Origin of the sequence: Mycobacterium sp., assembly GCF_052143115.1 — a bacterium.
Taxonomy (GTDB): domain Bacteria; phylum Actinomycetota; class Actinomycetes; order Mycobacteriales; family Mycobacteriaceae; genus Mycobacterium.
On the sequence record NZ_JBKQTQ010000313.1, the window covers coordinates 1 to 21,570 of the forward strand.

The 21,570-nt window shown below is 65.1% G+C and carries 17 protein-coding genes and 2 pseudogenes; 10 read left to right on the forward strand and 9 right to left on the reverse strand.

All coding sequences use genetic code 11. The features are described from left to right. On the reverse strand, window positions 1-690 hold a 690-nt coding region (locus tag ACLQI9_RS30820; protein WP_442392710.1), incomplete at its 3' end, for an alpha/beta fold hydrolase. Between the two features lie 129 nt (window positions 691-819). Between ACLQI9_RS30820 and ACLQI9_RS30825 the strand changes: the two genes are divergently transcribed. Then, a complete protein-coding gene (locus ACLQI9_RS30825) occupies window positions 820-1,449 on the forward strand; it encodes an ANTAR domain-containing response regulator (protein ID WP_442380161.1) in 630 nt (209 codons plus the stop codon). Between the two features lie 83 nt (window positions 1,450-1,532). Here ACLQI9_RS30825 and ACLQI9_RS30830 read toward each other — a convergent pair whose 3' ends face one another. Together ACLQI9_RS30830 and ACLQI9_RS30835 are read right to left on the reverse strand one after the other, a co-directional pair. Then, window positions 1,533-2,735 (reverse strand): lipid-transfer protein, encoded by a 1,203-nt coding sequence (locus ACLQI9_RS30830; RefSeq protein WP_442380163.1) that lies wholly within the window; start codon window positions 2,733-2,735, stop codon window positions 1,533-1,535. Next, window positions 2,732-3,172 carry a Zn-ribbon domain-containing OB-fold protein gene (locus ACLQI9_RS30835; protein ID WP_442392712.1) on the reverse strand — a complete coding sequence of 147 codons (441 nt, stop codon included), beginning with the start codon at window positions 3,170-3,172 and terminating at the stop codon, window positions 2,732-2,734. The genes ACLQI9_RS30830 and ACLQI9_RS30835 overlap by 4 nt, the downstream gene beginning before the upstream one ends. A gap of 175 nt (window positions 3,173-3,347) precedes the next feature. On the opposite strand from ACLQI9_RS30835, the gene polA reads away from it, so the two are divergent. The 3 genes from polA to coaE all read left to right on the forward strand — a co-directional run bounded on the left by polA (window position 3,348) and on the right by coaE (window position 8,932). Next, window positions 3,348-6,020, forward strand: a complete 2,673-nt coding sequence (gene polA / locus ACLQI9_RS30840; RefSeq protein WP_442380243.1) for a DNA polymerase I — start codon at window positions 3,348-3,350, stop codon at window positions 6,018-6,020. A gap of 231 nt (window positions 6,021-6,251) precedes the next feature. After that, a complete protein-coding gene (rpsA, locus tag ACLQI9_RS30845) occupies window positions 6,252-7,691 on the forward strand; it encodes a 30S ribosomal protein S1 (RefSeq protein ID WP_442380167.1) in 1,440 nt (479 codons plus the stop codon). 20 nt (window positions 7,692-7,711) lie between these two features. Continuing rightward, window positions 7,712-8,932 carry a dephospho-CoA kinase gene (gene coaE, locus ACLQI9_RS30850; protein WP_442380169.1) on the forward strand — a complete coding sequence of 407 codons (1,221 nt, stop codon included), beginning with the start codon at window positions 7,712-7,714 and terminating at the stop codon, window positions 8,930-8,932. Between the two features lie 3 nt (window positions 8,933-8,935). On the opposite strand, the gene ACLQI9_RS30855 is transcribed toward coaE, so the two are convergent. From ACLQI9_RS30855 to ACLQI9_RS30870, 4 genes and pseudogenes are all read right to left on the reverse strand, one after another. After that, the gene (locus ACLQI9_RS30855; protein ID WP_442380170.1) at window positions 8,936-9,355 is read right to left on the reverse strand and encodes a hypothetical protein; all 420 of its coding nucleotides are present in this window, start codon (window positions 9,353-9,355) and stop codon (window positions 8,936-8,938) included. Between the two features lie 69 nt (window positions 9,356-9,424). After that, a pseudogene (locus ACLQI9_RS30860) lies at window positions 9,425-9,803 on the reverse strand (non-homologous end-joining DNA ligase); the annotation flags it as partial. 49 nt (window positions 9,804-9,852) lie between these two features. Beyond that, window positions 9,853-10,149 (reverse strand): annotated as a pseudogene (locus tag ACLQI9_RS30865) (DNA polymerase ligase N-terminal domain-containing protein); the annotation flags it as partial. 34 nt (window positions 10,150-10,183) lie between these two features. After that, window positions 10,184-10,852, reverse strand: a complete 669-nt coding sequence (locus ACLQI9_RS30870; RefSeq protein WP_442380172.1) for a LuxR C-terminal-related transcriptional regulator — start codon at window positions 10,850-10,852, stop codon at window positions 10,184-10,186. Window positions 10,853-10,965: 113 nt separating this feature from the next. Between ACLQI9_RS30870 and ACLQI9_RS30875 the strand changes: the two genes are divergently transcribed. From ACLQI9_RS30875 to ACLQI9_RS30885, 3 genes are all read left to right on the forward strand, one after another. Then, the gene (locus ACLQI9_RS30875) at window positions 10,966-11,121 is read left to right on the forward strand and encodes a DUF6131 family protein (RefSeq protein ID WP_325678765.1); all 156 of its coding nucleotides are present in this window, start codon (window positions 10,966-10,968) and stop codon (window positions 11,119-11,121) included. Between the two features lie 114 nt (window positions 11,122-11,235). After that, on the forward strand, window positions 11,236-11,838 hold the full coding sequence (locus tag ACLQI9_RS30880) for a hypothetical protein (protein WP_442380175.1): 603 nt from the start codon (window positions 11,236-11,238) through the stop codon (window positions 11,836-11,838). After that, window positions 11,825-12,307, forward strand: coding sequence for a hypothetical protein (locus ACLQI9_RS30885; protein ID WP_442380177.1), 483 nt, complete (start codon window positions 11,825-11,827; stop codon window positions 12,305-12,307). Before ACLQI9_RS30880 ends, ACLQI9_RS30885 begins: the two co-directional genes overlap by 14 nt. Before the next feature lie 29 nt (window positions 12,308-12,336). Here the strand turns inward: ACLQI9_RS30885 and ACLQI9_RS30890 are convergent, their stop codons facing one another. After that, the gene (locus tag ACLQI9_RS30890) at window positions 12,337-12,771 is read right to left on the reverse strand and encodes a DUF402 domain-containing protein (protein ID WP_442380179.1); all 435 of its coding nucleotides are present in this window, start codon (window positions 12,769-12,771) and stop codon (window positions 12,337-12,339) included. Between the two features lie 84 nt (window positions 12,772-12,855). Further along, entirely contained in the window at window positions 12,856-15,504 is a 2,649-nt protein-coding gene (locus tag ACLQI9_RS30895) for an ATP-binding cassette domain-containing protein (protein WP_442380181.1), read from the reverse strand. Between the two features lie 386 nt (window positions 15,505-15,890). Here ACLQI9_RS30895 and ACLQI9_RS30900 point away from each other — a divergent pair, with 386 nt between their 5' ends. Genes ACLQI9_RS30900 through ACLQI9_RS30910 form a run of 3 tightly spaced genes read left to right on the forward strand, consistent with a single transcriptional unit; the run spans window position 15,891 to window position 21,548 of the window. Further along, window positions 15,891-17,939, forward strand: coding sequence for a serine/threonine-protein kinase (locus ACLQI9_RS30900; RefSeq protein WP_442380183.1), 2,049 nt, complete (start codon window positions 15,891-15,893; stop codon window positions 17,937-17,939). Window positions 17,940-17,979: 40 nt separating this feature from the next. After that, on the forward strand, window positions 17,980-20,148 hold the full coding sequence (uvrB, locus tag ACLQI9_RS30905; RefSeq protein ID WP_442380185.1) for an excinuclease ABC subunit UvrB: 2,169 nt from the start codon (window positions 17,980-17,982) through the stop codon (window positions 20,146-20,148). Then, window positions 20,145-21,548 carry an MFS transporter gene (locus ACLQI9_RS30910; RefSeq protein ID WP_442380187.1) on the forward strand — a complete coding sequence of 468 codons (1,404 nt, stop codon included), beginning with the start codon at window positions 20,145-20,147 and terminating at the stop codon, window positions 21,546-21,548. The genes uvrB and ACLQI9_RS30910 overlap by 4 nt, the downstream gene beginning before the upstream one ends. Window positions 21,549-21,570: the final 22 nt, after the last annotated feature.

Consider the following 21,570-nt stretch of genomic DNA (forward strand, 5'->3'; position numbering starts at 1 on the left):
CCCGCCAAGATGATCCAGGCCGGCGTCAGAGGACCCGGGCTTCAAACCCCGTAGGATCACACATCTTGCATCAGGCATGAGCTTCGCCATCTTCTCGCTCAGACCAGTCGCGTCTTCGATTTTGCCAGCCATGATCAGGGTCGGCACTCTTATCTTCGGATACGTGGTCCAGTTGTTAATCCACGGCCGCCATGCGAGCATCTCCAATTCAAACATCCTAGGATCTCTTCTACGTCTTCGCTTTGTGTACCACAGAGGTAGCGGCTTGCCAAAAGACTTCTCATATCCCTCGTCTAGAAAACCCATTCCATTCTCGCGAACATACTTGGCAAACGCAACGCGATCTTTGTACTCGGTCGGCAAATCGTGACCTCCGACCGCAACGAGAGCCTTCAAACGGTCGGGATGAGCAACCGCCAGCGCAAATCCAACTCGTGCACCGTCGGAGTGCCCCCAAAAGGCAGTTCTTGATATGCCGAGATCGTCCAGAATCGTGATGACGTCTCCAACATAGTTCTTCATCCGATGCGCGGCCAGGGTCTCCGGTCTGTCGCTTCTTCCCCTTCCGCGAGGGTCGATGACGATTAGACGGTACTCCGTCAGACGGTCAAGATAGCCCGCAAGCTTCCAGAGGTCCCATTCCGCAGCTGCACCCACATGCAGGAACAGAGGAGGACCGTCGCCGAACACCTCATAGTGGATTCAGTTGGGATACGAGGGCTCGTAACCACGGCCTACCACCATAGAGGATGGCGATCGTCACACCGACGTCACAACCCCGCGGTCGAGGATTACGGCGGGCCACGAGAGAATGGCGTCATGACCGGCTCCACGACCGACGTCGATACCCAAGCCTCGCACCGGGTGCTGATCGCCGAGGATGAGGCTCTCATCCGGCTCGACTTGGCCGAAATGCTCCGCGAAGAGGGCTACGAAATCGTCGGCGAGGCCGGCGACGGCCAGGAAGCCGTCGAGCTGGCCGAGCAGCTCACCCCCGACCTGGTGATCATGGACGTGAAGATGCCGCGCCGCGACGGCATCGACGCCGCGTCGGAGATCGCCCGCAAACGCATCGCACCGATTGTGGTGCTGACCGCGTTCAGTCAGCGCGACCTTGTCGAACGGGCACGGGATGCCGGGGCGATGGCCTACCTGGTGAAACCGTTCACCATCTCCGACCTGATCCCGGCGATTGAACTGGCGCTGAGCCGGTTCAGCGAGGTCAGGGCGCTGGAGCGCGAAGTTGCGACGCTGTCTGACCGGCTGGAGACCCGCAAGCTCGTCGAACGGGCCAAAGGCCTGTTACAGGCCAACCAGGGCATGACTGAGCCGCAAGCGTTCAAGTGGATCCAGCGCGCCGCGATGGACCGGCGGACCACGATGAAGCACGTCGCCGAAGTCGTTCTGGAAACCCTCGATACTCCCGACGAGACGCTGCCGTCGGGATAGCCGCGGCTAGCCGGCGCCGCGCCGAGCGTCACGCTGGTGTGGCTGTCAGCGCCGAGCGTCACGCTGGAGTGACGATGAAGACGCTACCGGGCCACGATCACCGACGAGCCGTGGCCGAACAGGCCCTGATTCGCGGTGATACCGGCCTTCGCGCCCTCGACCTGACGGCCGGTGGCCTGGCCGCGCAGCTGCCAGCTGAGCTCGCAGACCTGTGCGATCGCCTGCGCGGGAATCGCTTCGCCGAAGCAGGCCAGCCCGCCCGACGGGTTGACCGGAATCTTGCCGCCGATGGCAGTGGCACCGCTGCGCAGCAACGCCTCGGCGTCACCCTTGGGGCAGAGCCCCAAATGCTCATACCAGTCCAGCTCCAACGCAGTTGACAGGTCGTAAACCTCAGCCAGGCTCAGGTCTTCTGGCCCGATGCCGGCCTCGGCGTATGCGGCGTCGATGATCTGGTCCTTGAACGCCCGATCCGGCGCCGCCACCACCGCAGTGGAATCCGTTGCAATATCCGGTAATTCGGGCAGATGCTGAGGGTAGCGCGGGGTGACCGCGCTGACCGCGCGCACCGCAGGCACGCCGTTCAGCGAGCCGAGGTGTTCTCGAGCGAACTTGGCACTGGCCACGATCAGCGCCGCAGCGCCGTCTGACGTAGCGCAGATGTCCAACAGCCGCAGCGGGTCGGCCACCACCGGGCTGGCCAGCACGTCTTCGACCGACGTCTCTTTGCGGAACCGGGCGTTGGGGTTCTGCAGGCCATGGCTCGCGTTCTTGACCTTCACCTGGGCGAAATCCTCGAGGGTGGCGCCGTAGAGGTCCATCCGCCGGCGCGCCAGCAGCGCGAAGTACACCGGGTTGGTGGCGCCGATCAGATGAAACCGCTGCCAGTCCGGGTCGTTCTTCCGCTCGCCGCCGACCGGAGCGAAAAACCCTTTCGGCGTGGTGTCGGCTCCGATCACCAGCGCAACGTCGCAGAAGCCGGCCAGGATTTGTGCGCGGGCGCTCTGCAGGGCCTGCGAGCCGCTGGCGCACGCCGCATAGCTGGAGCTGACCGGCACTCCGTTCCAGCCCAGCTTCTGCGCGAACGTCGCCCCAGCGACGAAACCCGGGTAGCCGTTGCGGATGGTGTCCGCGCCGGCCACCAACTGAACCTGCCGCCAGTCCAGGCCGGCTTCGGCGAGCGCGGAACGGGCCGCGGCCACCCCGTACTCGGTGAAGTCGTTGCCCCACTTGCCCCAGGGGTGCATCCCGGCGCCGAGGATGTAAACCGGTTCGGGAGTGCTCATGCGATCCTCCACGCGTAGACGATGCGTTCGACGCCGTCATCATCAACGAACAGCGGCATGGTGGTCAGCTCCATCTCCAGGCCGACTTTCAGGTCGGCGGCCAGGGTGCCGTCTACCACCTTGCCCAGAACGATCAGACCCTCGTCGGCCAACTCGACCGCGGCGACGGCGAACGGCTCAAACGGATCCGGGGAAGGGTAGGGCGGTGGCGGCGCATACCGGTTTTCGGTGTAACTCCACAGCTTGCCGCGCCGCGACAGCGGCACTTGCTCGAGCTGTTCACCGTCGCAGCCGGGGTTGGGGCAGTTACTGGCCCGCGGCGGGAAGACATAGGTGCCGCATTGCGGACATTTTGCGCCGGTCAGATGTGGCACACCGGAGTCGTCGGCGGCGAACCAGCCGTCGATCGCCGGTTCTTGACGGATAGCTGCTGGCATCGGGCCAGCGTACCTAGAACCTCGACGAAACTGAAACGTGTTGCAGTTTTCCGGCGGTGGGCGCAGCCGCTACTCGGCGTCGGACCCAGTGCCTAGAGTTGAGGCGGTGAGCCCAGCGAGGACCGCAAGCAAGAAGACGGAAGCCGGCCAGGCTGCTGACGACAAGCCGACGTTGATGCTGCTGGACGGCAATTCGCTGGCGTTTCGGGCCTTCTACGCGCTGCCCGCCGAGAATTTCAAGACCCAGGGCGGGCTGACCACAAACGCGGTGTACGGGTTCACCGCCATGCTGATCAACCTGTTACGCGACGAATCGCCCACCCATGTGGCCGCGGCGTTCGACGTGTCGAGGCAGACCTTTCGCTCCGAGCGCTACCCGGAGTACAAGGCCAACCGGTCGTCCACTCCGGATGAATTCCACGGCCAGATCGACGTCACCAAGGAAGTCCTTGCGGCGCTGGGCATTACGGTGCTCGCCGAGCCGGGCTTCGAAGCCGATGACTTGATCGCGACATTGGCGACGCAGGCGGAAAAGGAAGGCTACCGGGTGCTGGTGGTCACCGGGGACCGCGATTCGTTGCAGCTCGTTTCCGACGACGTGACGGTGCTTTATCCCCGTAAAGGCGTAAGCGAGCTGACCCGCTTCACCCCGGCGGCGGTGGTCGAGAAGTACGGGCTGACCCCCGAGCAATACCCCGACTTCGCCGCGCTGCGCGGCGACCCGAGCGACAACCTGCCCGGCATCCCGGGGGTGGGCGAGAAGACGGCGTCGAAATGGATCACCGAATACGGTTCGCTGCAAGCGCTCGTCGACAACGCCGACTCGGTGCGCGGCAAGGTGGGTGACGCGCTGCGCGCGCACCTGGCCAGCGTGGTGCTCAACCGGGAGCTCACCGACCTGGTCCGTGACGTGCCGCTGGCGCAGACGCCGGACACGCTGCGGATGCAGCCCTGGGACCGCGAACAGATTCACCAACTGTTCGACCAGCTGGAATTCCGGGTGCTGCGGGACCGGCTGTTCGACACGCTGGCTGCAGTCGAACCCGAGGTCGACGAGGGATTCGACGTGCGCGGGGGAGCGCTGGAGTCCGGCTCGGTCGGGCAGTGGTTGGCCGAGCACGTCGCCGACGGGCGCCGATCGGGGCTGGCTGTGGTGGGGACGCATCTGCCCTATGACGGCGACGCGACCGCGCTGGCCATCGCCGCCGCCGACGGCGATGGCGGATACATCGACACCACGACCCTGACACCCGACGACGACGCCGCGTTGGCGGCGTGGCTCGCCGACCCGGAGAAGCCGAAAGCCCTGCACGAAGCCAAGTTAGCGATCCACGACCTCGCTGGGCGCGGCTGGACGCTGGACGGGGTCAGCTCCGATACCGCGCTGGCCGCCTACCTGGTCCGCCCCGGGCAACGCAGCTTCACCCTGGACGATCTGTCACTGCGCTACTTGCGTCGCGAGCTACGGGCGGAAACGTCTGAACAGCAGCAACTTTCATTACTCGATGACATCGAAGCCACCGACGGGGTCGATGACCAAGCTGTGCAAACCGCAGTCCTGCGTGCTCGCGCGGTGGTGGACCTGGCTGACGCGCTGGACGCCGAATTGGCCCGGATCGACTCCACCTCACTGCTGGCCGAGATGGAGCTACCGGTGCAACGGGTGTTGGCAGGTATGGAGGCTGCGGGTATCGCCGTCGACCTCGACCAATTGACCTCCCTGCAAAGCCAATTCGGCGACCAGATCCGGGACGCCGCGGAGGCGGCGTACGCAGTGATCGGCAAGCAGATAAACCTCGGCTCGCCAAAACAGTTGCAGGTGGTGCTGTTCGACGAGCTGGAAATGCCGAAAACCAAGCGGACGAAGACCGGATACACCACCGACGCGGATGCGCTGCAGTCGCTGTTCGACAAGACCGGGCATCCGTTCCTTCAGCATCTGCTCGCGCATCGCGACGTGACCCGGCTGAAAGTCACCGTCGACGGGTTGCTGAACTCGATGGCCGGCGACGGCCGCATCCACACGACGTTCAACCAGACGATTGCGGCGACCGGCAGGCTGTCCTCCACCGAGCCCAATCTGCAAAACATTCCGATCCGCACCGACGCAGGCCGTCAGATCCGCGACGCGTTCGTCGTCGGTGACGGCTATGCGGAGTTGATGACGGCCGACTACAGGCAGATCGAGATGCGCATCATGGCGCATCTGTCCGGTGATGAAGGGCTGATCGAGGCGTTCAACACCGGGGAGGACCTGCATTCGTTCGTCGCCTCCCGCGCGTTCGGAGTGCCGATCGACGAGGTGACCGGTGAGCTGCGGCGCCGGGTCAAGGCGATGTCGTATGGATTGGCCTACGGGTTGAGCGCTTACGGCCTGGCGCAGCAGCTGAAGATTTCCACCGAAGACGCCAAAGTCCAGATGGATCAGTACTTCGCCAGGTTCGGCGGGGTGCGCGACTACCTGATGGACGTCGTCGAACAGGCCCGCAAGGACGGCTACACCTCAACGGTGCTGGGTCGCCGCCGCTATCTGCCCGAGCTGGACAGCAGCAATCGCCAAGTGCGCGAGGCCGCCGAGCGGGCAGCGCTCAACGCGCCGATCCAGGGCAGCGCGGCCGACATCATCAAGGTGGCCATGATCGAGGTCGACAAGGCGCTCAAGACGACCGGGCTGGCGTCGCGGATGTTGCTCCAGGTCCACGACGAACTGTTGTTCGAAGTGGCCGACGGTGAGCGGGAGCGGCTTGAGTCGTTGGTGCGCGAGAAAATGGGCGGCGCATACCCGCTCGACGTGCCGCTGGAGGTCTCGGTGGGCTATGGCCGCAGCTGGGACTCCGCCGCCCATTAGCGGCCGACAACGACTTGCGCGAACCCGTGGCAAGAATTTCGGTGATTTTTTCGGGGTGATTTGACGCTCGGCCCAGATGAGGCGAGTTTGGCCAGCGTGTGCACAGTCGAGTAGCCTCGACGGAGTAGTCCGGCGACGATGCAGAGCGCAGCGCGATGCGGAGGAGCAGGGCGATCGAACAGAACCCGCTTTATCCCTACGACCCCAACCTGTCCGGAGCAACCCAACAATATGCCGAGTCCCACCGTCACCTCGCCGCAAGTAGCCGTCAACGACATAGGCTCGAGCGAGGACTTTCTCGCCGCAATAGACAAAACGATCAAGTACTTCAACGATGGCGACATCGTCGAAGGGACGATCGTCAAAGTGGACCGGGACGAGGTGCTCCTCGACATCGGCTATAAGACCGAAGGGGTCATTCCCTCCCGCGAGCTGTCCATCAAGCACGACGTCGACCCCAACGAGGTGGTGTCCGTCGGCGACAAGGTTGAGGCCCTGGTCCTCACCAAGGAGGACAAAGAAGGCCGGCTGATCCTCTCCAAGAAGCGCGCTCAGTACGAGCGCGCTTGGGGGACCATCGAGGAGCTCAAGGAGAAGGACGAGGCGGTCAAGGGCACCGTCATCGAGGTCGTCAAGGGTGGCTTGATCCTCGACATCGGGTTGCGCGGCTTCCTGCCCGCCTCGCTGGTCGAGATGCGCCGCGTCCGGGATTTGCAGCCCTACATCGGCAAGGAGATCGAAGCCAAGATCATCGAGCTGGACAAGAACCGCAACAACGTGGTGCTGTCCCGCCGCGCCTGGCTCGAGCAGACCCAGTCCGAGGTGCGCAGCGAGTTCCTCAACCAGCTGCAAAAGGGCGCCATCCGCAAGGGTGTGGTGTCGTCGATCGTCAACTTCGGCGCCTTCGTCGACCTCGGCGGCGTCGACGGTCTGGTGCACGTCTCCGAGCTGTCCTGGAAGCACATCGACCACCCCTCCGAGGTGGTGCAGGTGGGCGACGAGGTCACCGTCGAGGTGCTCGACGTCGACATGGATCGCGAGCGGGTTTCGCTGTCGCTCAAGGCGACTCAGGAAGATCCGTGGCGTCACTTCGCCCGCACGCATGCCATTGGCCAGATCGTGCCCGGCAAGGTCACCAAGCTGGTTCCGTTCGGCGCGTTCGTCCGCGTCGAGGAGGGTATCGAGGGCCTGGTGCACATCTCCGAGCTCGCCGAGCGTCACGTTGAGGTGCCGGACCAGGTGGTCGCGGTGGGTGATGACGCGATGGTCAAGGTCATCGACATCGACCTGGAGCGTCGCCGCATTTCGCTGTCGCTCAAGCAGGCCAACGAGGACTACACCGTGGAGTTCGACCCGGCCAAGTACGGCATGGCCGACAGCTACGACGAGCAGGGCAACTACATTTTCCCGGAGGGCTTCGACCCCGAAACCAACGAATGGCTCGAGGGTTTCGACGCGCAGCGCACCGAATGGGAAGCCCGCTACGCCGAGGCCGAGCGCCGGCACAAGATGCACACCGCCCAGATGGAGAAGTTCGCCGCAGCCGAGGCCGCCGCTGCCGAGCGGCCGCAGGCCAACGGCTCGTCGGGCGAAGAACAGCAGAGCGGGGGCTCGCTGGCCAGCGACGCGCAACTCGCCGCCCTGCGGGAGAAGCTCGCCGGTAGCGCCTAGCCCGACGACGATAGCTGCCGATGCTTCGGATCGGGCTGACCGGCGGCATCGGCGCCGGTAAGTCGGCGGTAGCAACGACCTTCGCCGACTGCGGTGGTGTCGTCGTCGATGCCGACGTCATCGCCAGGGAAGTCGTCGAACCAGGCACCGAAGGGCTGGCCGCGCTGGTCGAGGCGTTCGGGAACGACATCCTTTCCGCCGACGGGGCGCTCGATCGGCCGGCACTGGCTGCCAAGGCATTCAAAGACGACGACGCGCGTAATACGCTCAACGGAATCGTTCATCCGTTGCTGGGCAAGCGGCGCGAGGAAATCATCGCGGCGGTGCCTGCGGATGTGGTTGTCGTTGAAGACATTCCGCTGCTGGTGGAGTCCGGAATGGCGCCGTTGTTTCCGTTGGTCGTCGTCGTGTACGCCGACGTTGAAGTGCGGATGCGTCGACTGGTGGAATACCGCGGCATGACCGAGGCCGACGCGCGTGCCCGAATCGCCGCGCAGGCCAGCGATGATCAGCGCCGCGCCGTCGCCGACGTCTGGCTGCAGAACTTGGGCAGCCTGCAATCGCTGGCCGAGCAGGCCGGTGACGTGTGGAATCACCGCATCACCCCGTTCGCGCGGAACCTGATCGCCCACCAGGTCGTCCGTCCGGTGCCCCAGCTGACACCGGCAGATCCGACCTGGCCCGATCAGGCGCGCCGGATTGCTGCGCGCATCGCGACCGCATGCGGTGCCCGCGCACGGCGTGTAGACCACGTCGGGTCGACCGCGATCGCCGGCCTGGATGCCGAAGACGCCATCGATATCCAAGTCACCGTTGAATCCATCACCGCCGCAGACGAAATCAGTGACTCCCTGTTATCGGCGGGTTACCCCCGGATCGACCGCATCACCGGCGATGTGCCCAAACCGGACGCCCGCAGCACTGTCCAGTTCTACGACCACGGCGGTGATCCGGCGTTGTGGCACAAGCGGATTCATGGCAGCGCAGATCCGGGACGGCCAACCAATGTTCATGTCCGCGTCGAGGGTTGGCCCAATCAGCAGTTCGCGCTGCTGTTCGTCGACTGGCTCACCGCTGATTCCGCAGCGCGCACCGAGTATTTGGCCGTCAAGCAAGGCGCGGCGCGAGCTGCATCGGCTAGCGACGACATCTCGGCGTACGTCGAGGCCAAGGAGCCCTGGTTTTCCACCGCCTACCGCAGGGCGTGGGAGTGGGCCGACGCTGTCGGATGGCAGCCGTGATTGTCAGGTCGCGGGCAGCGGTGCCCCGCAGGGCAGGACGCCATTCATCGGGTCGGTGCTGCCTGCGGCTGGCTGGACAAACTGGTCGACCTGCGTAGCCACATTGTCGTCAATGTCGATCTCGCAGTGCACCTTGGCCGCAGAGGGCCACCGAATCGACACCTGCATCCCGGCTTGGTGGGGATCGGCCAGCACCGCAGAGGCCTCGAATCCGTTGCCTGGCATCGAACTCAACTGCGCGGTGTTTGTTTGCTTGGTGTTGGTCACAAAGGTGGCCTGGCTGCCGGCGACCATGCCGTCGATGCGGACAATGTAGGTGATATTGTGCAGTTCGGCCTGTGCGGTGACGGGAGTTAGCTGCGAGCCGACCGCAGCGCCTGTCAGAGCGGCGACTGCGATCCATCTGTGCCTGGTGGAGCTCATGACTGCAGAGATTACGCGCACGGTTTTGTGCCGGCACTTCGTTGCCGGCAACCGTTACCCCGGTTGGCGTCAACGGGTCTCCCTTACGACGTCGCCTGCATCCTTATCGGTCCGCAGACCTTGGTAGCGGGGGTGGCGCAGCTTGCCGTCGCGCGTCCACTCGGTGAAAGCCGATCTGGGCGACCAGCTCCGGGCGCACCCATCGGGCGCCGGCGTCGTGCCTCAGTCCCCGGGTGAACGGCGGCGCGTCCTGTTCGATGGCCGACAGCCGCTTGTGCAGGCCGCGCAGCGTGGCTTCGTCGAAGCCGGTCCCCACTTTGCCGGCGTAGACAAGGTCGCGGCCTTCGTGGTAGCCGATCAGCAACGCACCCAACTTGATTCGGCTGCCTTTCGGGGCGGTGTAACCGCCGATGACGAACTCCTGGTCGCGGACGCACTTGAATTTCAGCGGTCCGGTTGGCGTAAGTGCCGTGGTCCCAAGCGATGACGCCGCCGGCCCCATACTCCCCTTCGGGGATTACTCCCTCGAACTGCGCGTATTCCATCGGATGGTCCTCGGTGCGCCGCGCCATCCGCCTGACCTTCGGATTTGTCGACGGGCCTTTGGGGATCGCCCAGGACACCAGCACGCCGTCGATCTCGAGGCGAAAGTCGTAGTGGTCACTGCGGGCCGCATGATGCTGAATGACGAAACGCGGCCCGCGACTGCCTCCCCGACGTCGCCGCGGCTGCCGACCGCGTGGCTCGGGGCTGCGGCCAGACCGCCGCTTGCGCCGGTATTCGCTTAAAGACATCCCCGAGGGTTACCCCCTTCTGCGGAGGGGAACTCTAGCGGCCGCCGCGCCAGTGCTCGATGCGGTGATGGTCGGGAGTGAACCCGTGGTTCACGCCCCACAGCACGGCCTGAGTGCGACTGCTCACACCGAGCTTGCGATAGATCGTCCGAATGTAGGACTTCACGGTGTTTGGGCTCAGGTACGTCAGCCGCGCGACGTCTGCGTTGCTCATGCCCTGGGTGATCAGCGCCAGAATCTCCGCCTCGCGTTCGCTGAGCCCTTCACCGCGGCCGGGCCAGTCCTGCCCCGGCGCGCTGCGTGCTCGCGCTCCTACCTCGCTGACGACCACTTCACCGGCATGCACGGCCTCCAAGGCCGCGACCAGCTCGCGCGCGGGCAGGGTCTTCGACAGATACCCCTGGGCCCCGTGCCGTCGCGCGCTTTGAACGAGTTCGGGGTGAAAGTTCCAGGTGTAGACCACAACTCGGCGTGCCCGGGGATTGGCCACCAGGACACCGATCTCTTCGTGATCGGATTCGGGTTGGGCGAATGAGTCGTACAGCACGATGTCGACCGCGTCCTTGACGGACATGGTGGAGTCGAGTTCCGCGATCACGACGCGGTCGCGATACGGCTGCAGCATATTGGCCACACCCTTGACGACGACGTCGTAGTCATCGACGAGCGCGACCGTGATGGGCGCGCGAGGTGGTTCTGGCATGCCGAGGAGATTACCTCCCTAGGGGTGTATTGCTACCCCCTAACGGGTGATCGACTGTTATCGGGCCGACCGACCCGAACATCCGTCAACCATCATCTGAGGAAGGCTCAAACATGATCATTCTGGGCATCGTTCTGCTAGTCGCGGGATTTCTATTCAAGATCTCTATCCTGTGGACCCTTGGGATCCTGTTGCTCGTCGTGGGCGCAATCCTGGCAATCCTGGGCAGCACCGGACGCGCGATCGGCGGCCGTCGGCACTACTTCTGAACTGGCGGAGACTCGTCCACGCAACCTCCCGACGTTGTGCCACAGATCACAAAATCACGTTTGCGCCATCGCCGGACGGGTTACTAGACGTATGTCAGAAAAAAGGAGCCTGTGATGCCCACTTGGGAATGGATCTTGATCGCGGCCGTCGCCGTCGTGGTGGCCGTCGCGACGATTGTCGCAATAAGCATGGTCAGCTTTCGCATAAGAACGAAGCGGCTCAAACAGCACTACGGCGGTGAGTACGAGCGCCTGGTATCCGAGACCGGAAGCGAGAAAGGCGCCGTGCGGGAACTCACTACGCGAGAACGCAAGCGAGGCAAGCTCGACATCGTTCCGTTGACGCCATCGGCACTCTCGGATTTCACCGCCCGCTGGCAAGAGGTACAGGCCGGGTTCGTGGACAACCCCGCAACTGCTGTCGGTGTCGCCGACCGTTTGGTGACCGATGTGATGCGCCAGCGCGGTTACCCCGTCGACGATTTCGACCAGCGGGCCGCGGACATCTCGGTAGACCACCCGCAGATAGTCGAGAACTATCGAGCCGCCCACGACATCAGCATCTCGCAGCAGCACGCCAACACCGAGCAGCAGCGGGAGGCGTTCGTGCACTACCGGGCCCTGTTCGAGAAGTTGCTCGAGACCCCGACCGAAAAGACCGACAAGACAAAGACCGACAAGACCGAATCAAAGGAGCAGGCGCATGACCACGCATGAACAAGAAGCAATGACCGAGTCCCCTGATGAGCCCGTGATCCCTACCTCGGAAGCGCCACGGATGGAGGACGAGACCACGGCCGCTACGCCCGAGCCGGCGCCCGCTGCCGACAGAGCGGCTCCCAGTGCCGATACCGCGGCACTGCCTGCCGAGGCACCCGAGCCGGAGGCGCCGAGCGCGAAACACGAATCGTCAACCGACGAAGAGCTATTTGCCGGCGACGATCTCGCGGAGCTGCGTGCGCGGTGGGCCGGTGTTCAGGCGGCCTTCGTCGATGATCCCAAAGACTGCGTCCAGAAGGCGGACGTCCTGGTTTCCGATCTCGTCGAGCAGCTCACGACTGGATTCGCTGCGGCGCGGTCGCATCTGGAAGAGCAATGGTCTCGTGGCGAGGAGGCATCGACCGAAGACCTACGCCTGGCTCTGATGCACTACCGCGAATTCTTTGAGCGCTTGCTTGCCGTTTAAATCAGTTGCACTGCAACAGGTCGCGGCAATCAACGCCATACGAGCCGCATGCCTTCGCCGGCCAGCCAGGTGTTGAGGTCGTAGTTGTTGCGGGCCAGGCCGTCGACGGCGCGCGCCGCGCGCCGCACGGCCTGCTCACCGACCTCGGGCCTCAGCAGACCGTGCCGCACGGCTTCCAACAATTCGTCGATGTCGGCTAAGTCCGCGCCCCGGCCTGTGCGCACCTCGAGATCGAGGTAATGGTCCTCGGAACGCCACACAACCGGACCGGGCGTGTATTCGCCGACGTCGAGGTAATAGTCGTGGTCGCGTTCGTGGCCGGGATTGAAATGAAAGACCGTTGCCCGCAAACCCAGCGACGGCAGCAACCACGACTCGAGGTAGTGGAACTGTGCACGGCCGGGCGTCGGGCGGGCCAGGTAGAGGCCCCACGGATGCACGATGTAGTCATCCACCGCCCGCACGATGCCTTTCGGATCGGTGTTGGTGCGGGCCTTCAGGTCGAAGGTCTCGTGCTTGGGTGGATGGATGACGTCACCTGACCGGGATCAGCGGCGGAGCCGGATCTTCCAGCGCACGAAGCCGGTATAGAACACGGCCAGCGCGGCCAGCATGCCCATGTCGAACAGCCAGATTTTCCGCGTGTGCTGCCAGAACCGGTCTTGGGGGAGCAACGAAGTCGGTACCAAGTGCCGTACGTCGACCGTCGACGACGCGGCGGCGTAGCCCCAGCGCGCGGGCATCAGCCAAGACAGCTGGTCGAGCCCGAGCCGGCCGGTGACTGGGACCATCCCGCCGCACAGTACAAGCTGAGCCATGACCGCCACCACGAACAGCGGCATGATCTGCTCGCTGGATCGAACCAACGACGAGATGGCCAGGCCGAGGATCGCCGAGGCCACACACGTCGCCGCGACCGCCGCGAACAGCTCGACTGTCCCGTTGCCGAGTAACACGGCTCCTCGGGTCGGCGCGCCCTTACCGATCACCACGATCGCGGTGACGATCGCCGCCTGCAGGATCGCGAACCCGCAAAACACCGCGGTCTTGGCGAGCAGATAGGCCGTCGTCGACAGGCCAACCGCTTGTTCGCGCTGGAAGACGGCGCGCTCTCCAACCAGATCGCGGATCGTCAACGCCGTGCCCATGAACGCGGCGGCCGGTAGCAACAGGGCCAATATCTGCGCGGATTCGTCGGGTGTGTCCGCGTGCGGCCCGGGCAGGTGGAATCCGCTCGTTCCTGGAACGGTCAGTGACAGCGCACCCAGGATGAACGGCAACAGTGCCAAAAAGACGAAGTAGGCGCGGTCCGCGACGACCAAGCGGACCTGTCGGCGCGCGACCGTCGAGATCTGCCGTCGCACGCTGGTGTGCACCGGTTCGCCTAGATCGGCCGGCTGGTCCGCCGATGCGGGTGGCGGCTGCTGTTCCCGCTCAAGGAAGCGGCGGTTGGCTTCCTCGGGGTCGGCGCCCACCTGGCCGAAAATCTTGGCCCAGTTAGTGGTTCCCATTGCATCGCCGATTTGATCAGGCGGACCGCAGTATGCCGTCTTGCCGCCGGGGGCCACCAAGAGCACCTGGTCGCAGGTGTCGAGGTAGGACAGCATGTGGGTCACCACGATCACCACCCGGCCCGCGTCGGCCAACTGCCGCAGCATCAGCATGACCTGGTGGTCCAGCGCCGGATCCAGGCCTGAGGTCGGCTCATCGAGGATTAGCAGCGATGGCCCGGTCAGCAATTCGAGCGCCACCGACGCGCGTTTGCGCTGGCCGCCGGACAGCTTGTCGACCCGGGTATCGGCATGCTTGGTCAGGTCCAGTTCCTCGAGCACCTGAGTGACGACCTTGGCCCGGTCGGCTTTGCTGGTGTCGGGCGGCAGCCGCAGCTCGGCGGCGTAGCCCAGCGCCTGGTTCACCGTCAGCTGGCGATGCACGACGTCGTCTTGGGGGACCATGCCGATTCTGCTGCGCAGCGACGCGTATTCGGCGTGGATGTCGTGGCCCTCGAACGTGACCGAGCCGGAGCTCGGCGTGGTGTAGCCGGCGATCAACCTGGCCAGCGTGCTCTTGCCGGCGCCCGACCCGCCGATCACGGCGGTCAGCGTTCCGGGACGCGCGGTCAGCGAGATGTTGTCCAGCAATTGCTTGCCGTTGTCGACGACGTATTGGACGCCGCGTACCTCCAGACCGCCGGTGCGCGTGGCGGCTTCGGTTTCGCTGCGGCGAACCAACATGCCACCGCTGACGACCAGGTCGACGTTCCCGATGGTGACGACGTCGCCTTCGCTCAAGATCGCGGAACCGACCCGGGTGCCGTTGACGAACGTCCCATTGATGCTGCGATCCTGGATCTCGGTGCCCAGCGGCGTGAGAACCAACGTCGCGTGGTGGCGGGAAGCCAGCACGTCGGGTATCACGATGTCGTTGTCGCCGGCACGACCGATCGTGACCGAGCCGGCCAGTTTCGCCGGCGCCGCCGATCGCTGCGACAGGAACTTCACAAACCTGGTCGCAAGATTCGATACGTCGCCGGACCGCGCACCGACGACGGTCATCTCGGTGGGTGCCACCACTTGCGGCGGTGGTGCCGAACCGGTGTTGACCACCGTTATCTCCGTGGACGGCGAAGTCGGCGGTCTCCGTGACACATGGACGTCGGTCGGATGGTCGAGCGCCGGCTGTTGTGGCGGGTTGCGCGAGTACGGGGCCGGAGGCTGTCGCGGCGCAGGCGGTGGAGCGGACCTCGGCCCGCCGCGTCGCGAGCCACCGCTCTGGCCTGGTGGGTGCGAACGGGGCTGTGCGGGCGGGGGAGGCGTCGACCACGAGATGGTGGATGGCTCAGTGTCCCGCGGCGACCCGGCCTCCGGCGGCCGACCCGCCCGTCCGGGGTGCAGTGCGAGTTCGAAGCTCAGCTGCGGTCCGCCGGCATTACCGATGTTGATGCTTTGGCCGTCATGGATGTCGATCACCGGCCTGCGGTAGCCGTTGACGAAGGTCCCGTTCACCGAGCCGTTGTCGATTGCCAGCCACTTGCCCTGCTCGAAGCGCAGAATCAGATGTGCGCGGGAAATCCGCGGATCGACGATACGGATGTCGGCATCGGCGTCACGTCCGATGACCACGTCGTGGCCTGCCGTGAACGTGTGTTGTGACCCGTCGTGCCAAATGGTCAGCAGGGGCGGGGATGATCGACTCACCACTTCAGTATCGGCTGCCACGTGGGACAGCTTCCACGCGACGCACCTGTGACTTCGCTATGTTTCGTGATGGTCGGCTCTGTGCGCCGGCTTTGAGCAGGCCAGATGGCGATACGCGCTGCCGAGGTCGTGATTCATAGTTCTTTCATACGCGGCACCAATCCGGGCAACCGCATCGGCGGGCAGTATGCGAAGAGTGAGTAAACTGCCGCGAGTTGCGCCCGGCCGAGCTTCGGCCGCCACGCCTGCGGTGGTTGACGGCCTGAAAGCGGCTGGCGTGCAACCTTTTTGCGGGGCCAGTGACCGTATCGATGCCGCCCATGGAGCAACCGGGTCCGCGCGGTGACGCGCGCAGAGTGTTTGGAGAGACGAGGGGGTGACGGCAAATGGATGAGGAGACGAACAACGCCACGGTGCGCTGGGACGTCGAACGCCGACCGGTGAGCGCCCAGCAGCGTGCTCGCAACATGCTTCGGCGCGGCTATCAATCGCTTCCGCATCTGGCGGTCACCGAACTTCTCCACCGAGTGCCGCTGATCAGATCGATACCGAATCGCGGCGACGCCGTGGGCGGCCAGCAGGGCCAAGCCAACGTCGCGTCCACCGGGATGGGGAACCGTACCGCCTTTGCCGGCTACTCCATCTTGCGCCCGCTAGGCTCCGGCGGGATGGCCGACGTCTATCTCGCCAAGCACCCGCGCCTACCGCGTCGCGATGCGCTGAAAGTCCTTGCGAAGGAAATGACAGCCGACGGCGAATTTCGTGAGCGATTCAATCGGGAAGCGGATCTGGCGGCAACGCTATTCCATCCGCATATCGTCGCGGTGCACGATCGGGGCGAGTTCGAGGGCCAACTCTGGATCGCGATGGACTACGTCGAGGGCACCGACGCAGCCCGACTGGCGAAAGAGCGTTACCGCAACGGCATGTCAGAACGCGACGTCGGCGAGATCATCGCGGCTGTCGCGGGTGCACTCGACTACGCGCATGTGCGAGGGATGCTGCACCGCGACGTGAAACCCGCCAACGTCCTGCTGACCCATCCCGAGGATGACGAACGACGGATTCTGTTGGCAGACTTCGGAGTTGCTCGTCAACTCGCCGATATCAGCGGAATCACCGAGACCAATGTCGCGGTGGGAACGGTTGCCTACGCCGCCCCGGAACAGTTGATCGGGTCGAACATCGACGGGCGGGCCGACCAGTACGCGCTGGCCGCCAGCGCATTTCACTTGCTGACCGGTGCGCCGCCGTATCGGCATTCCAACCCGGTCGCCGTGATCGGCCAGCATCTGCACGCGGCTCCGCCCAGGCTCAGCGATCATCGCCCGGATCTGGCACGCCTCGATGACGTGTTCTTCAAAGCCCTCGCGAAGGACCCGGCCGACAGGTTCGATCGGTGCCGCGATTTCGCAGCCGCCGTCAATGAGAAGGTCTCCCGCCGCGGCGCTCTCAAGCAGCGCAGCGCCGGCTCGGTGAAGCTCGGCCGCAGATTCTCGCTCAAGACCGGCATCGCCGTCGCGACCGCTCTCACGCTGGTCATCGCGCTGACCATCACCTGGGCCGTTTCGTTTTTCTCCTGGGGCGATCAGCCCCAGTCGAACCCTGCGTCACCAGCTCGCTTCAATGCGACGTCCTCGGCATCCGCTGTGCTGCCCGGTTCAACTCCGGCCGCGGCCAAACCGGTGATCGACGGTGCCTATCGGTTGGACTACGACCGCGCAAAGCAGACATCCAGCGGCGTGATCAACAACAACGGCGTGCAGACCGGTTGGTGGGCCTTCAATTCCGCCTGTACGGCCACCGGGTGCGCCGCCACCGGAACGAAACTGGACAACGTCAACCACGACGCGGCGAAGACGGCCGGCACCGGCAACACCGGCGTTCTGCATTTCGTCGATGGGCACTGGCAGAGCGCGCCCCGACAGGTGCAGACACAGTGCCGCGAGGCACACGGAACGCAGACAGCGACGCAGTCCGAAACCGTGGTTTGGTCGTTGACGCCGCAACCCGACGGCACGCTGCGCGGCGTGCAGACTCAGACCGTGCAGAGCAACGAGTGTGGCGCGCAAGGGGCGATGCTGCGGATTCCGGTCGTGGCGACACGGGTCGGTGACGTTCCCCCGGGTGTCGTAGTGGCCGATCCCGCGCAAGCTTCGGCGAACACGGCGGTGCCCGCCATGGCATCGTCTGTGCCGGTGCTCGGTGGCGTATGCAGCGACGTCGACAAGCTTTCCTACGACTCCACCGCCAATACGCAGATCGTTTGCGAAGCCAACACCTGGGACAAAGCGCCTGCCACGACCGGCGTGCATTCCACCGGCACTTCGTGTGACGAGCCGAACGTCCCCGTCTTCGCGATGTCCAAGTCGGACGACGGTTACCTGATCCAATGCGATCCGGGGACCCTGGTGTGGACCCGTCAGCACGGATGACACCCTCGGTTTGTCGGTGGTCCGGCCTACCCTGGTGAACATGGCTTTCGCTACCGAGCATCCGATTGTCGCTCACTCCGAATACCGCCCTGTCGAGGACATGGTGCGCGTCGGTGGGCACTTCGAGGTGGTCAGCCCGCATGACCCGGCCGGCGATCAGCCAGCGGCCATCGCCGAGCTAAAGCGGCGAATTCTGGCGGGGGAGCACGACGTGGTGCTACTGGGTGCCACCGGCACCGGCAAGTCGGCGACTACCGCCTGGCTCATCGAGCGGTTGCAGCGCCCGACGCTGGTGATGGCGCCTAACAAGACGCTGGCCGCCCAATTAGCAAACGAGCTTCGAGAGATGTTGCCGCACAACGCCGTCGAGTACTTCGTCTCGTACTACGACTACTACCAGCCAGAGGCGTACATCGCGCAGACGGACACTTACATCGAAAAGGACAGCTCGATCAACGACGATGTGGAGCGGTTGCGGCATTCCGCGACGTCGTCGCTGTTGTCACGCCGCGACGTCGTCGTAGTGGCTTCGGTGTCGTGCATCTACGGCCTCGGCACTCCGCAGTCCTACCTGGACCGCTCCGTCGAGCTGCAGGTCGGCACTGAGGTGCCCCGCGACGGGCTGCTGCGGCTGCTGGTCGACGTGCAGTACACCCGCAACGACCTGTCGTTCACTCGTGGGTCGTTTCGGGTGCGGGGCGACACCGTCGAGATCATTCCCTCCTACGAGGAATTGGCCGTCCGCATCGAATACTTCGGCGACGAGATCGAGGCGCTGTACTACCTGCACCCGCTGACCGGCGAGGTGATCCGCAAGGTGGACTCGCTGCGCATCTTCCCGGCCACCCACTACGTGGCCGGTCCCGAGCGGATGGCCCACGCGATCTCCACCATCGAGGAGGAACTCGCTGAGCGGCTTGCCGAGCTGGAAGGTCAGGGCAAGCTGCTGGAGGCGCAACGGCTGCGGATGCGCACCAACTACGACATCGAGATGATGCGTCAAGTCGGGTTTTGCTCCGGTATCGAGAACTACTCGCGGCACATCGACGGCCGCGGGCCCGGTTCGCCGCCGGCGACGCTGCTCGACTACTTCCCGGAGGATTTCCTGCTGGTCATCGACGAGTCGCATGTCACCGTCCCGCAGATCGGTGGCATGTACGAGGGCGACATGTCGCGCAAGCGCAACCTCGTCGAATACGGGTTCCGGTTACCGTCGGCATGCGACAACCGACCGCTGACTTGGGAAGAGTTCGCCGACCGGATCGGGCAGACAGTCTACCTGTCGGCAACCCCGGGCCCCTACGAGCTCAGCCAGTCCGGCGGGGAGTTCGTCGAGCAGGTGATTCGGCCCACCGGCCTGGTCGACCCGCAGGTCGTCGTCAAGCCCACCAAGGGTCAGATCGACGATCTGATCGCTGAGATCCACAAACGCACCGCCGCCGACGAGCGTGTGCTGGTGACGACGCTGACCAAGAAGATGGCCGAAGACCTCACCGACTACCTGCTGGAAATGGGCATCCGGGTGCGCTACCTGCACTCTGAGGTCGATACGTTGCGCCGGGTCGAGCTGCTGCGCCAGCTGCGGCTCGGCGACTACGACGTGCTGGTCGGGATCAACCTGCTGCGGGAGGGGCTGGACCTGCCCGAGGTGTCGCTGGTCTCGATCCTCGACGCCGACAAGGAAGGTTTCCTGCGGTCGTCGCGCAGCCTGATCCAAACCATCGGCCGCGCCGCCCGCAACGTGTCCGGCGAAGTGCACATGTACGCCGACACCATGACCGACTCGATGAATCAGGCCATCAACGAGACCGAACGGCGTCGGGCCAAGCAGATCGCCTATAACGAGGCCAACGGCATCGACCCGCAACCGCTGCGCAAGAAGATCGCCGACATTCTCGACCAGGTCTACCGCGAGGCCGCGGATACCGATACCACCGGGGCCGTCCAGGTCGGCGGATCCGGGCGCAATGCGTCGCGCGGCCGTCGCGCCCAGGGTGCGCCCGGCCGGGCGGTCAGTGCCGGTGTGTTCGAGGGTCGCGACACCGCAAGCATGCCGCGGGCCGAGTTGGCCGACCTGATCAAAGACCTCACCGAGCAGATGATGGCGGCGGCGCGGGATCTGCAGTTCGAGCTGGCCGCGCGGTTCCGCGACGAGATTGCCGACTTGAAGAAAGAACTGCGCGGAATGGACGCCGCAGGCCTGAAGTGAGCTCGTCCAATAGCACAGCACTGACCGGCAGTTGGCGCACGCTGCTCGGTCCGCGATTTCTGGGCACCTCGACGCTGCTCGCCGGCGGGGTCGCCCTGTATGCGATCAACGAGTTCCTGACGATCAGCCTGCTGCCGAACGCCATCGCCGACATCGGCGGTGAGCGTCTGTATGCGTGGGTGACAACCCTGTACCTGGTCGGATCGGTGATCGCGGCCACCACGGTCAATGCGGCCCTGCTGCGACTCGGGGCGCGCTCGTCATATCTGTTGGGATTGGCTACCTTTGGGATCGGCAGCGTGGTGTGCGCGGCGGCTCCCAACATGGAGGTGCTGCTAGCGGGCCGCACCTTGCAGGGGGCGGCAGGCGGGCTGTTGGCCGGGCTGGGCTATGCGGTGATCAGCTCCGCGCTGCCACAAGCGCTGTGGACCCGGGCTTCGGCGCTGGTATCGGCGATGTGGGGCGTCGCCACAGTGATCGGCCCGGCAGTCGGTGGCGTTTTTGCCCAGTTCGGGCTGTGGCGCTGGGCGTTCGGCGCGATGGCGATGCTGACCGCCGCGATGGCGGTGCTGGTTCCGCTGGTGCTCCCGGCCGGCCGCGGCAATCAGAGCGACGCTGCGCCGGTGCTGAAAATACCGGTGTGGTCGCTGCTGCTCTTGGGGGCTGCCGCGCTGGCGGTCAGCGTCGCGGAGGTCCCACACAACAGCGTCGCGGCCACCGGGTTGCTGGCGGCCAGCGTGCTCTTGGTCGCCGTGTTTGTGGTGGTTGATCGGCGGGTGTCGCTGGCGGTATTGCCTCCCAGCGCATTCGGTTCGGGTCCACTGAAGTGGATCTATCTGACGGAGGCGCTGCTGATGGCCGCGGCGATGGCCGACATGTATGTGCCGTTCTTTGGGCAACGCCTGGCGCATCTGAATCCGTTGGCGGCCGGCTTTTTGGGCGCGGCGCTGGCGGTCGGCTGGACTGTCAGCGAGATCGTCAGTGCATCGCTGAGCAGCAGGCGCGTCATTGCCGCCGTGGTCGCTGCGGCACCGCTGATCATGGCCGCGGGCCTGGCGTTGGGCGCGGCTACCCAGGTCGATCACGCGTCGGCGGGCCTTGTGGCGCTGTGGGCACTGGCGCTGATGATCAGCGGGACGGGTATCGGGGCGTCCTGGCCGCACCTGTCGGCGTGGGCGATGCAATCGGTGGACGACGCGAACGAAGCTGGAACCGCTGCCGCGGCGATCAACACCGTGCAGCTGATCTCCGGAGCGTTCGGCGCTGGACTGGCCGGCGTCGTGGTCAACAGCGTCGGGGGCGGTGGGGCCATGGCCGCCCGTTGGCTGTTCGCGGTGTTCGCCGCCGTGGGCGTAGCGGGCGTGTTGGCCGCATACCGCGCCACGCGGGGGCAGCGCTGACCCGCAGCGGCAACCCCGTCTA

Excerpts from the sequence above, each read along its gene's own strand:
- rpsA (WP_442380167.1), top strand. The coding sequence starts at position 6,252 with ATGCCGAGTCCCACCGTCACCTCGCCGCAAGTAGCCGTCAACGACATA.
- polA (WP_442380243.1), top strand. The coding sequence starts at position 3,348 with ATGCTGCTGGACGGCAATTCGCTGGCGTTTCGGGCCTTCTACGCGCTG.
- ACLQI9_RS30835 (WP_442392712.1), bottom strand. The coding sequence starts at position 3,172 with ATGCCAGCAGCTATCCGTCAAGAACCGGCGATCGACGGCTGGTTCGCC.
- ACLQI9_RS30875 (WP_325678765.1), top strand. The coding sequence starts at position 10,966 with ATGATCATTCTGGGCATCGTTCTGCTAGTCGCGGGATTTCTATTCAAG.
- ACLQI9_RS30855 (WP_442380170.1), bottom strand. The coding sequence starts at position 9,355 with ATGAGCTCCACCAGGCACAGATGGATCGCAGTCGCCGCTCTGACAGGC.
- ACLQI9_RS30830 (WP_442380163.1), bottom strand. The coding sequence starts at position 2,735 with ATGAGCACTCCCGAACCGGTTTACATCCTCGGCGCCGGGATGCACCCC.
- coaE (WP_442380169.1), top strand. The coding sequence starts at position 7,712 with ATGCTTCGGATCGGGCTGACCGGCGGCATCGGCGCCGGTAAGTCGGCG.
- uvrB (WP_442380185.1), top strand. The coding sequence starts at position 17,980 with ATGGCTTTCGCTACCGAGCATCCGATTGTCGCTCACTCCGAATACCGC.
- ACLQI9_RS30825 (WP_442380161.1), top strand. The coding sequence starts at position 820 with ATGACCGGCTCCACGACCGACGTCGATACCCAAGCCTCGCACCGGGTG.
- ACLQI9_RS30900 (WP_442380183.1), top strand. The coding sequence starts at position 15,891 with ATGGATGAGGAGACGAACAACGCCACGGTGCGCTGGGACGTCGAACGC.
- ACLQI9_RS30870 (WP_442380172.1), bottom strand. The coding sequence starts at position 10,852 with ATGCCAGAACCACCTCGCGCGCCCATCACGGTCGCGCTCGTCGATGAC.
- ACLQI9_RS30880 (WP_442380175.1), top strand. The coding sequence starts at position 11,236 with ATGCCCACTTGGGAATGGATCTTGATCGCGGCCGTCGCCGTCGTGGTG.
- ACLQI9_RS30885 (WP_442380177.1), top strand. The coding sequence starts at position 11,825 with ATGACCACGCATGAACAAGAAGCAATGACCGAGTCCCCTGATGAGCCC.